10 protein-coding genes are annotated in these 11818 nt (G+C 47.0%); 3 read left to right on the forward strand and 7 right to left on the reverse strand.

Annotated features, from left to right (window positions below; all coding sequences use genetic code 11):
• Positions 1 to 59 precede the first annotated feature (59 nt).
• From C6P39_RS03025 to dapF, 7 genes are all read right to left on the reverse strand, one after another.
• Positions 60 to 3086, reverse strand: coding sequence for a glycoside hydrolase family 2 TIM barrel-domain containing protein (locus tag C6P39_RS03025; RefSeq protein ID WP_104802775.1), 3027 nt, complete (start codon positions 3084 to 3086; stop codon positions 60 to 62).
• 184 nt (positions 3087 to 3270) lie between these two features.
• Complete coding sequence (locus tag C6P39_RS03030; protein WP_095173399.1) at positions 3271 to 4077, reverse strand: carbohydrate ABC transporter permease; 807 nt, start codon at positions 4075 to 4077, stop codon at positions 3271 to 3273.
• Positions 4074 to 4961, reverse strand: coding sequence for a carbohydrate ABC transporter permease (locus C6P39_RS03035; RefSeq protein WP_095173398.1), 888 nt, complete (start codon positions 4959 to 4961; stop codon positions 4074 to 4076). Before C6P39_RS03035 ends, C6P39_RS03030 begins: the two co-directional genes overlap by 4 nt.
• Positions 4962 to 5112: 151 nt before the next feature.
• Positions 5113 to 6492, reverse strand: a complete 1380-nt coding sequence (locus C6P39_RS03040; protein WP_104802776.1) for an ABC transporter substrate-binding protein — start codon at positions 6490 to 6492, stop codon at positions 5113 to 5115.
• A 302-nt stretch (positions 6493 to 6794) separates the two neighbouring features.
• The gene (locus C6P39_RS03045) at positions 6795 to 7727 is read right to left on the reverse strand and encodes an AraC family transcriptional regulator (RefSeq protein ID WP_095173396.1); all 933 of its coding nucleotides are present in this window, start codon (positions 7725 to 7727) and stop codon (positions 6795 to 6797) included.
• Between the two features lie 256 nt (positions 7728 to 7983).
• The gene (locus C6P39_RS27375) at positions 7984 to 8157 is read right to left on the reverse strand and encodes a hypothetical protein (RefSeq protein ID WP_156087467.1); all 174 of its coding nucleotides are present in this window, start codon (positions 8155 to 8157) and stop codon (positions 7984 to 7986) included.
• A gap of 57 nt (positions 8158 to 8214) precedes the next feature.
• The gene (gene dapF / locus C6P39_RS03050) at positions 8215 to 9060 is read right to left on the reverse strand and encodes a diaminopimelate epimerase (RefSeq protein ID WP_242986886.1); all 846 of its coding nucleotides are present in this window, start codon (positions 9058 to 9060) and stop codon (positions 8215 to 8217) included.
• 230 nt (positions 9061 to 9290) lie between these two features.
• On the opposite strand from dapF, the gene C6P39_RS03055 reads away from it, so the two are divergent.
• The 3 genes from C6P39_RS03055 to C6P39_RS03065 all read left to right on the forward strand — a co-directional run bounded on the left by C6P39_RS03055 (position 9291) and on the right by C6P39_RS03065 (position 11765).
• On the forward strand, positions 9291 to 10136 hold the full coding sequence (locus C6P39_RS03055) for an AraC family transcriptional regulator (protein ID WP_104802778.1): 846 nt from the start codon (positions 9291 to 9293) through the stop codon (positions 10134 to 10136).
• 190 nt (positions 10137 to 10326) lie between these two features.
• Positions 10327 to 11175: a dipicolinate synthase subunit DpsA gene (locus C6P39_RS03060; RefSeq protein ID WP_104802779.1), complete on the forward strand. Its 849-nt coding sequence runs from the start codon at positions 10327 to 10329 to the stop codon at positions 11173 to 11175.
• Between the two features lie 11 nt (positions 11176 to 11186).
• Positions 11187 to 11765, forward strand: coding sequence for a dipicolinate synthase subunit B (locus tag C6P39_RS03065; protein WP_095173392.1), 579 nt, complete (start codon positions 11187 to 11189; stop codon positions 11763 to 11765).
• Positions 11766 to 11818: the final 53 nt, after the last annotated feature.

The raw sequence follows: 11818 nt of genomic DNA on the forward strand, positions 1-11818 counted from the left end.
CTGTCCTCCAAGGGGCCGGACTTTAGAAGACCGGCCCTGTTTTAAACTGTTTTGTATTCTTATATCCCTTTAAAGCTGAATGTGAATTCCATTTTTCCTTCTGTGTTCAGAAGATATTCCGGATGGGTCTTGGAACCCCAGCTGTCATCCCCTGCTATTCCCATCTGTTTTGCAGACACTCTGACAACGGTGTAGTGCACATTGGGAAGCTCAAAAGAATGCATGGCATTCTCAATCTCATGAGGTGTATACGGAAGCGCGGAGAATTCCATTTTATTTCCCGTAAACAGCATTCCCCTGCCTTTTCTGTCTGTAACACTGGCCCAGCGGACACCTACCTTATTACCGCATTCCTGGGGAACCAGATACTCTGCCATATTGTCCGCCACTTTGTTACTGTAAATACCGAGCTTCGCGCCCTGGCAGCGGTCAACATAGGTCTCCTCCGGTCCCATGCCGTACCATGTCACATGGTCATGATCCGCATCAAATTTGAACATGACACCAAATTCCGGCATATCACCCAGTTCCTTCACCGGATCATAAGTAAGTGTGGTCTCAATGGTCCCGTCACCAAACACCTTATAAGTAAGGCTGCACTCCGCAGAAGGAAGGGACGGCATAAAATAGGTGTAAGTAATCACCGCGCAGTCATCCAAAACTTCCAGTTTCGGTATGCGGTATCCACCCTGAGGATCTTTGTGGTTCAAATACATGCTTGCCAGTTTCCACTGCCCGTAGCGCATGGGCATCAGATTGCCGCAGTCATTATCTGTAGGCGCTCTCCAGAAGTTTGGTTTTGGGATGGCCTTGATCATTTCCACACCGCCGTACACATATGAAACAAGTCCGCCGTTCAGATAGGAGAAGAGAACACGGAAACCATCGCCATGGATCCCAATATTATGTACACTCTTTACGATCTCCATCTTTCCTTTATGCGATACAGCAGGTCCCTCTGTCTGATACACCCCTTGTCCGAAGGCAACCTCGTGTCCTCTCTTTGCCCACAGGGTATCCTCTTTCAGGCGGAAGGAAACCGTGACCGCATACTCTCCCGGCAAAGTCTGAACACGGACCGGCAGTTCATACACATCCTCAAAAAGAGGCGCCGTGTGTGTTTCCAGACAGGATTCTGTTATCAGGTGCCCATTCTTTTCCACCGATACGACGCAGTCAAAGCTGTCTGTATTCACAAACAGATTTTTGTTGATCACCCGCACCTTGTCCTTCTCCACCACTGCCGTGATATTCTGGTAATTGAATTTTACTTCCTGCATCTTTGGTGAAGGTTCCCGGTCTCCGCCGTAGGCAATACCGTTGCCGCTGAAGTTATAATCACAGGGACGGTCATCAAAGTCTCCGCCATAAGCCAAAAACTCTTTTCCGTAACGGTCTTTTTTATAAATGGACTGGTCAATGTAATCCCAGATAAATCCGCCCTGATATAAAGGTTCCGTATCCGTCAGATCCGTGTATTTATGCATAGCACCGCAGGAATTGCCCATGGCATGGGTATATTCACAGCAGATAAAAGGTTTGCTCCTGTCTTTCTCCAGGAAGGCCTTGATACTTTCCACAGAAGGATACATCTGGCTTTCCATATCGCTGGACCCGTTATATCTGCGGTCCCAGAACACACCTTCATAGTGTACCAGCCTTGTGGGATCCTCCCTGCGGTAGAACTCTGACATCTCATAGATATCTTTTCCGCCGAAGGATTCGTTGCCGCAGGACCAGATAAGAATTGCCGGATGGTTTTTGTCCCTCTGATACATGGAATTTACACGGTCCAGCATCATGTCCAGCCATTCGGGATGGTCACAGGGCACTACCTTATTGAGGTCAGGCGCCTTTTTCTCTGCCTGGGAATCCCAGGAGCCGTGGGACTCCAGATTGTTCTCCGCGATCATGTAAAGTCCGTATTCGTCACATAGATCATAGATATCTGAGCCGTCCGGGTAATGGCAGGTGCGGACGGCATTGATATTGTTCCTCTTCATGGTCACAATATCCTTTATCAGCTCTTCCCTTGATACATGGCGGCCGCTTACTGAGCTGAATTCATGGCGGTTCACCCCTTTGAACACCACTCTTTTACCGTTCAGCATCATGATATTGTCTTTCATCTCAAATCTTCGGAAACCTACTCTGTAGGGAATCACCTCTGTTACGTTTCCTTCTTTGTCCATGATCTGGAAAAGCAGGTCATAAAGCACCGGCTCTTCTGCGCTCCAAAGTTCCGGGTTTTCCACTTTCATCACCAGTTCTGTCTCGCCGCCCAGCGCACATTCCTCTGTCATCCATGTCTGATCGTCCTTGGAGAGGGTGATCTTCGCTTTCCCTTCCGCCGTAGATTTCAACACGATCTCTAAATCTGCCTTTGTGAATGTATCATCCAGCAGTGTACGGATCCTCATATCCTCCACATGCACCTCCGGTATGGCATACAGATATACATCCCTGTAGATACCGGAAAAACGGAAGAAATCCTGGTCCTCGCACCAACTGCTGCTGGTAAATTTGAAAACCTGGGCCGCCAGTTTATTTTCCCCTTCCCTGAGATAGGGGGTCAGTTCAAATTCGGATGGGGTAAAGGTGTCTTCACTGTATCCTACATAACTGCCGTTCAGCCAGACTGCAATGCCGCTCTCCGCACCCTGGAAAGAGATGAAAACACGTTTGCCTTTCATATTTTCCGGCACTTCAAAATATTTCACATAACTTGCCACAGGGTTAAACCGTGTTGGGATCTCCCCGGGTTCCAACTCCTCCCAGCCCTCCCAGGGATACTGCACATTGGCATACTGGGGGCAGTCATATCCCTCCATCTGGATATGGGCCGGCACGCGGATGTCATCCCAGGACCTGCAGCAGTAATCCATGGACGCAAACCCTGGAACCGTGCTGCGGTAATTATTGGCATAGTGGAATTTCCACAGACCGTTCAGGCTGTACCTGAAATTGTCCTGCTTCTGCTCCATTTCCTCCATGGAACCATAATATCTGTGGTTCGAATGGGCATTAACCCTGTTTTCCCGGAACCAGGTGGGGTCTTTCACTTTCTCGTACTGAAATGTTTTCATGTTTACCTCCTGTTTATGGACGGCAGATAGATGTACGCCTTTCACCTGCCGTATGATTAAAAATCAGGCGGATATCTCATGTTAATAAAATATCCGCCTGTATAGTACATATTTTGTAACTGTGAAGATCATCAACAGTCACCCTATTTTCAACAGCCCGGCTGCACCGGCTACTGCCTCTTTTTTATTTAACAGCACCTGTGATACCTTCTGCAAAGCTCTTCTGCAGACAGAAGAATACAATTGCGGTAGGCAATGTACAGATCAGAACACCCAGCATCAGCATACCGTAATCAACGGTATAGCCGCCCAACAGGTTGGCTACCAGCATAGGCATGGTAATGGAATCGTCTGTCTGTAAGATTACCTTTGGCCACAGGTAGTTATTCCATGCATTCATGAAAGTGATGGTCATGGCTGCCGCATACGTGGAACGCATGGTCGGGAAGAACATACGGAAAAAGATTCCGGTTTCGCTCAAACCATCAAGGCGGGCTGCCTCAATAATATCATGCGGGAACGAACGGGCACTTTGCCTGAACAACATGATCAAAAACGGGGTCGAGATGGTAGGAAGCATGAATGCTGCCATACTGTTGACCATTTTTAAAGTGGAAAACATCTTGAACAAAGGGATCATGATAGCTGCGAAAGGAATCATCATAGCTGTCAGAAGGAGTGTCATTACAACATCCTTGCCTTTGTCATGATAGATCTCAAAACCGTATCCTGCAATAGAACATACCAGAAGGGCCAGAGCGGTGAGAATAACCGCATTTCTGAAGGAGTTCCACATAGCTCTTGCCAAATCCTGGTTCGCCAGCAGGGCCTTGAAATTGGATACTATATATCCGCCGGGGATCAGCTTGCCCGCAACTACATCTGTACTTTTGTTTGTTGCTCCGCAGAACATGTAGTACAACGGAAATACAGAGAACAGTGAAACGATTGTCAGGAATACATACTGAAATATTTTTTGGCCTTTATTCATCGCTCATCACCTACTTTCATCTGGATAACTGCCAGAATTGCAACCATGATCAGTACAATGATAGACATTGCAGCCGCATAGCCGAAATTCGGGCTCTGTACAAAGGATGTATTGTATATGTAGTGGGACAGAGTCATGGTTGATTTACCCGGTCCGCCGTTTGTCAGGTTCAGGGACTCATCAAACAACTGCAGGGTTCCGTTTGTGGACATGATGGTTGTCAGAAGAATCGTTGGTTTTAAAAGCGGTACTGTAATCTTGAAGAAAGACTGGATCGGTGAAGCGCCGTCAATCTTAGCAGCCTCATAAACAGAGTACTCAATGTTCTGCAGGCCTGACAGATAGAACACCATATTGTATCCTGTCCATCTCCAGATCAGCGCGATGATGATAACCGCTCTGGCTGTCCATGCATTGGCAAACCACATGATGGGGTCTGCTCCCATTCCTCTTAAAACGGTATTGATAAAGCCATCGTTGGCAAACATGGAACGGAAGATCATAGCATAGGATACAAGGGACGTTGCACAGGGAAGGAAAATCGCTGTACGGAACAATCCTTTGAACCGCAGATGCTTGTTGTTCAGCATGGAAGCCAGTGCCAATGCAAGTACCAGCATAACCGGCACCTGAATGATCAGATAGAAAAATGTGTTGAACAGACACTGTTTAAATGTAGGGTCTTTCAGAATACGAAGGTAGTTCGCAGCTCCTCCGAAGGTTAAATTAATACCGATACCTGTCTGCAGAGACATAACGAAAGCTTTGATCATAGGATAAAAACTCATCCAGCAAATCAATGCTGTAGCCGGGATCAGGAATATCCAGCCGGTCACATTATGTTTCTTTTCCAGAGACATCCCTTTTTTATTAGGACCACTCATAAATATGCACCCTCCTTTTTAGAATTTAGTTGTAAGCAGATGCGCTTCCCGTACTGCCGCATCCGATTAAAAAGGTCCGCCGCCGCCTTTGATAAGCAGCAGCAGACCTTTCATTTCTAAGAAATCAAAACCAATCAGGGTCTGTTATTTATCAGCCGCCCATTGTGAAGTCTACAGTATCCTGTGCTTCCTGAAGTGCGGTTCCGATATCTGTACCCTGCTGTGTGATCTGGGAAAGTGCAACACCGATAGCATCACGCGCGTCATAGTAGAACGGTCCGGTAACGTTAGAAGGTGTCTTGGTAGCAAAATCTACGATCTTAGCATAAACTTTGTCATTTCCGAAGAACGGAACTTCCTGATTGTAAACATCAGATTCACCAGCCGGTGCCCATGTTGCCAGAGCGCCTTTGGAGATCAGGTCATCATAGAATTCTGTGCTTCCGCCGAATGTGGATTTCAGGAAATCTACAGCCAGGTCTGGTTTTTTACAGTTGGATGTAACTGCCCATGAGGAACCGCCGTTGTTGGAGTAGTTGCTTGCATCGCCAACACCTTCCATCTTAGGCAGGTTTGTGATAGCCCATTTTCCGGACTGATCTTCCTGTGCTGTAATGGTAGCCATGATCCAGCATCCATTGATAACGCCTGCAACAGTTCCGTTGTTGATAGAAGCTACATACTGATCCCAGTCTGTTACTTCTACTAATGTGCCGTCTTTTACCATCTGAGAATAAATCTCTACTGCTTTTTTAACAGCTTCATTGTCAACAATATTTGCTTTTCCGTCTTCTGTGAAGCAGGAAGCTCCCACAGACTGGATCATCATCATGATGATATCAGTAGAACCTGCCTGCTGTGTCAGCAGAGGCTGTCCTGTTTTTTCTTTGACAACTTTAGCTTTCTCCATAAAATCATCCCATGTGATATCTGTGAAGTCAGCTACTGTATATCCGGCCTGCTCCAGAAGGTCAGTTCTGTAAGCGCCGATGGCAGCACCGTTATCAAACGGAACACCGTAGTTCTTGCCGTCTAAGGTAGAGTAAGCTACTTTAGCTTCTGAGAACTCTGTAAAGTCAATACCCTTGTCCGTAAGGTCAACGAAAATATCCGGGTAGTTGGTAGCATATTTCTGGAAAGAGTTATCCTGCATCAGGAAGATGTCAGGTAAGGTACTTAAATCGCCTGCTGACATAGCTGTTGTCAGTTTTGTCTCAATATCATCTGACTGGATCTCAGTAACTTTTACATTAAATCCGTCATGGTCTTTTGCGTAGATCTCAGCAGCTTTGTTGATGGCATAGATGTTGAAGTTCGGGTCCCAGCACCATACAGTTAATGTATTGTCATCATCTGTAGCTGCTACAGCGTCACCTGCCGCATCATCTTTCTTAGTGTCATCTGTTCCGGTGGTTTCTTCTTTTTTTGTATCACCGCCGTCTGTGGTTCCGCTTCCGCTGTCGCCTCCGCAGGCTGCAAGTGAAACAACCATCATAGAAGCCAGCATAGCTGCAACAATTTTTTTTCTCATAACACAAATACCTCCCTTTAATTATTAAGCCTTAAACTCATGAATGTACATACGGTCCTATTATTCGACAGATTGTTTGTGTAATATGACCACATTTCCGTTTTTTCACGGTCCAGCATATATGTATATTACATCATCTCGTCGCATATGTCAATATTTCATTTGTCTAATTTGTACATTTTTTATTACTGCCCACAGTCCACTGTCCCGCGAGGTGTTTTGCGTAGCAAAATCCCGAGTTAGCCAGCAGTGAACAGTAACCATTTTCTGTTTTCCTGTTTATTTACCCGTTTCCGGGGGCCTTACCAGCCTTTTAACACCGATACATTATAGTTGGAAGGGTTGTCTTCTTTTCCCCTTGCCGTGCTCCTCCACTGATGCGGAGCAGTCCCCACAATCTTCTTGAAGTTACGGATGAATGTGGCTGATGCCTGGAAACCAACCTTAACGGCAATGTCCTCCAGACGCTCGTCTGATTTCGCAAGAAATTCACAGGCCCGTTCAATCCGTACCAGATTCACATATTCTGCCGGAGACGTATTCATAAATTCTGTGAACACCCTCCTGAAATGTGTCTCGCTCATATGGCATATCTGTGCCAGCTGTCCTACCTTGATCTCTTCCTGATAATGCTTTTCTATGTAGTCCAGAACTGCCAAAATACTGTTCAGACTTCCGTCATCTATGATCTTGGCCTCCGGCATACTGTCCACCGGATTCATTCTGGCAATCTTGAGAAGCAGTGTGAGCAGGCATCCCTGCACGCTCTCCAGATAAAACTCTTCCCTGTTCCGCATTTCATTCAGAATGACACGGACAAGCGCCTCGATTTCCGGTGCCTCTTCCCTGCTGGTCAGAAACATACGGCTGTGAAGCCGCTCCAGCACCGTATTTGCATACACAGGTTTTTCCGCGTATACGGTCTTTAAAAAACGCTCCGTGTCTATAAAAAGATACTCCCAGCTGTCAAAGACTTCGTCCCTTCCCGTTGTGTGATGGGGAAAATTTTTGGGGATGACCGTAACAGTTCCCTCCCCATATTTGACGTCCTCTTTTCCCAGGTGCATAACACCCTCGCCATAACAGCAGTAGCCTATCTCCATATAGTTATGGAAATGCATAGGATCACTTCCATACCTCGTTACCCAGCGCTCCCCCATAAGTGCGATCAGAGGCACACGCTGCGGAATCTCATAATACCGGAATTCTACATATTCTTTTTCTCTCTTCTTCATTTGTAAGCCCTCGTTTCCATCCTAAACTAATACCTTATTCTTTAGCTTATCATAGCTTCTTGGGCTTCGTCAAATTTTTAAGGGCTTGTTGAAGAAAAACGTACAACCTCGGTCATTACAGACTCTCTCAGACTTTTCTTATAAGAAATTCCCCCTTGTCCAGGATTTTTCTCCGATTCCTATTGTCAATCGGCCTAATCACCTCGGCTTTTATCCCTCGGTTTTCATCAATTATACCATCATATCCACGGTTATTTTACTCATAATCGATTCGTTTTTTTGCATTTTCAATCATTTTAGCAACTTTTGTTTCGGGTTTTTGTATCAAATGCCAGGTTTTTTGTAAACCCAGCCAACAAAAAATGACCAAAGCAGAAGAAAAACCGGCAGTTTTACAGAACTGCACCCTCCATACTCTTCTCTGCCGCATAAAAAGGCTCCCGCACAGCCTGCTCACTGCCGCGGAAGCCTTTTAAAGCCTTTCCCCCTACGGCTCGAACCGCAGGAAATCCTCTGTCATTTCAATCCGGCACACACTCTGTACACTGCCGGTCATCTTTACCCGCCAGTCCTCGTCAATCTGGATCCAGAGCTTACCGCCGGGCATGTGCACCATCACATCCGAATCAGCCAAACCCAGACGGAAAGCCACTCCCGCTGCGGCACAGCTGCTGGTGCCGGAAGCCAGGGTATATCCCACACCCCGCTCGAATATCTCTATCTGAATGTTATTTTTATCAAGGACTTTCATGATCTGTGTATTGACCCGGTCCTCAAAATAATCGGAGCGCTCTGAAAAGGCACCTATTTTACAGACCTTTTCCCTGGAGATCTCCGCCATGGGGATCACACAGTGTGTATTTCCCATGGAAACACAGGAACAGTCATATGAACTTGGTCCGAATACCATCTTCTCTCCCAACGCTTCCCGTGGCTCCCCCACAAGTCCTGCTTCTTTGCTGGAAAAGGACAGCTTCCCCATATCCGCCTGGATCCTCGTTCCGTCCGCATTGAGAAAACGCACCTGCACTTTTCCGCCTTTTGTCCTGATATTCAGCCGTTCGCTGAGTGTGTACCCTGCGTCCTTTAAATACTTGGCAAATATACGGATGCCGTTTCCCGCTCTTTTCGCTTCGCTTCCGTCCGGATTAAAAACACGTACAGCAAATTCTCCGTCTTCTATATAAGGACCGGCCAGGATGCCGTCTGAGCCTACTCCGAAATTCCTGTCACAGACTTTCCGGATCATTTCTCCGTCCAGTTCCCCTGTATTCTTCTGACAGTCATATACCAGATAATCATTTCCTATTCCGTGATATTTTTCAAATTTCACTGCTCTCTTTCCTTTCCTGTTATGATGCGCTTTCCAATTCCGGCGCATCCCATCATATGCTATCCATGTTTTAGTTTACGGTTCACAGACCGCTGTTGTGCCAGGTACTTCTCTCCGCTTCTTTATCTCTATCTAGTTTATCAGACACTTTTATGTTATAATATAAGCATCGTGTTAAAAACATTGCAAAATATGCTGAAACTATAACGGTCCCACAGGAGGGAACAACATTGGATTCTTACAGTAAAACCGGTTATCTGAAAGACGATTTCCGCCTCTTTCATATTACAGACGGGGAGGAGCACAGCTTTTCCTATCATTATCATGATTTTTACAAACTTCTGGTTTTCATCCGGGGGGATGTGACTTACCACATTGAAGGAAAATCCTTTGATTTAAAACCCTATGATATTGTCCTGGTAAATGCCGGCGAGATCCACAAGCCGGTCATCAACAGCCGTTCCACCTACGAGCGGGTGATCCTCTACATTTCTCCTGCATTCATAGATTCCTGCCGGGATGGGGAGGATTCCCTGAACCATTGCTTTGTACAGGCCCAAAAAAGCCGTTCCAATGTACTGCGCATTGAGCTGTTTGGCCAGAGCCGCCTGTATCAGGTCCTGCAGGAGCTGGAAAAATCCTTTGGGGAGGGGGCCTTTGCCGCTGCGCTGTATCAGAAAGCCCTTTTCCTGGAATTTCTCATTCTTCTGAACCGCTTTTCCATGGATGCCTACACAGGTACTTATATAGAAAACAGCCGCTGCAATTCCAAGATCCTTCCCGTGCTTGACTATATCGGCGAACATCTGGCGGAGGATATTTCCATCGACCTGCTGGCATCCCGGTTCTATATGAGCCGTTATTATCTTATGCACTTGTTCAAACAGGAGACGGGATACAGTGTTGCCAGCTATATTTCCACCAAGCGCCTGCTGCGGGCCAGGGCGCTGATCCAAAACGGCATGTCCGTCACAGACGCCTGCTACCAGTGCGGCTTTAAAAATTATTCCTCCTTTTCCAGGGCCTATAAAAAACTTTTCCACACATCTGCCAGAGGCGAACGCTACCCAAACTGACACGCAGCCTTATCCTCTAAGTTACTATTCAGCCTTCCGGCAGTCCGGCGCGTGGCTGTCTCGGGATCGCCTTGCAATTGCAAGGCAGCACCCCGCGGGACAGAAAAAGGCTGAACTGTTACTCCTCTAACACATCTCTTTTCCCTCTTACATATAGTAAATAAGAGTTCAGACATTCAGGAGCCAGGCAATGAGTCACCAAAAATTTGATTTTGCAGTCATCGGCGGAGATATGCGTCAGGTCTATCTGGCACAATATCTCCTGGAATGCGGCTGCAAGGTTTGTAAATATGCACTTTGCGCAGATATTCCGGGCACCTCCTGCTATACTGCCCCCTCTCTTTTGGAGGCAGTTTCAAACGCAGAGACCATTCTTGCGCCAATCCCCATAAGCAAAAGCAAAGATATCCCACTGTCCCTTCTGCCGGATATGCTCCGGGAGGGCCAGTCCTTCTTTGCAGGATGCATACCCAGAGACTTCCAGGAAAAGTTATTTTCAAAAGGCATTTTTGTCTCTGATCTGATGAAGGATGAGATACTCACTGTAAAAAACAGCATAGCAACCGCAGAAGGCGCCGTTGCGGAAGCCATTCAGAAAAGCAGCTGCAATCTCCACCATAGCCGCTGTCTTGTACTGGGATACGGAACCTGCGGGAAAACCCTGGCCTCGTATCTGAAAGGGATGTTCTGTCATGTAACGGTTTGTGCCAGAAGACCCGGCGTGCGGGCAGAAGCCCAGGCGCTGACAGGGGACGCTGTCTCTTTGGAGGAACTGAAAGAACACGCGGGCAGTTTTGATTTTATCTTCAACACAATTCCCGCGCAGATCATTGACAGGTCATTTTTAAAGAGCCTGAAAAAACAGGCTCTCATCATTGATATTGCTTCCGCTCCCGGCGGTTTGGATCATGCCGAAGCGAAGAACCTGGGGATATCCGCATATCTCTGTCCGGGACTTCCGGGGAAATATGCCCCTCGTTCCTCCGCCTATGCCATTGCGGAAGCTGTTTTTCGTATATTAAAGGAATTTGAAGAATAGGAGAAACGATCATGTCGTTAAAAGGAAGGAAAGTGGGAGTGGCCTTTACCGGCTCCTTCTGCACATATAAAAAAGTGTTTGAGGAATTACAAAAGCTTGCAGACGAAGGCGCAGAAATACAAACCATCTTTTCAGATGCCGCCAAAAGCATTGACAGCCGTTTCGGCAATGCAGAGGACTTTGTAGAAAAGGCACGCAGCATAACAGGCAGGGAACCCATGCTCACCATCCCCCAGGCAGAGCCTATCGGCCCCAAAAGCCTGCTGGATATCCTGGTGATCCTGCCCTGCACAGGCAATACCATCGCAAAGCTTGCAAACGGCATTACCGATACCCCTGCCCTCATGGCAGCCAAGGCGCATCTGCGGAACGAAAAGCCTCTGCTTATCTCCATCTCCACCAACGACGCACTGGGGATGAATATGAAGAATATCGGCCTGCTCCTGAATGCCAAGAACATCTATTTTGTTCCTTTCGGTCAGGATAACCCCGAGAAAAAGCCCAATTCCATGATCGCCCGCACGGAACTTCTCATACCTTCCATTGAAGCAGCTTTAAACGGAAAGCAGTATCAGCCGGTCATACAGTAAAAAACTGCTGTCACCGTCAAACGCAGCTCAATTTTTCACCCGGCAGGGGTTTG

Origin of the sequence: Blautia marasmi (assembly GCF_900258535.1) — a bacterium.
Classification (GTDB): Bacteria; Bacillota; Clostridia; order Lachnospirales; family Lachnospiraceae; genus Blautia; species Blautia hominis.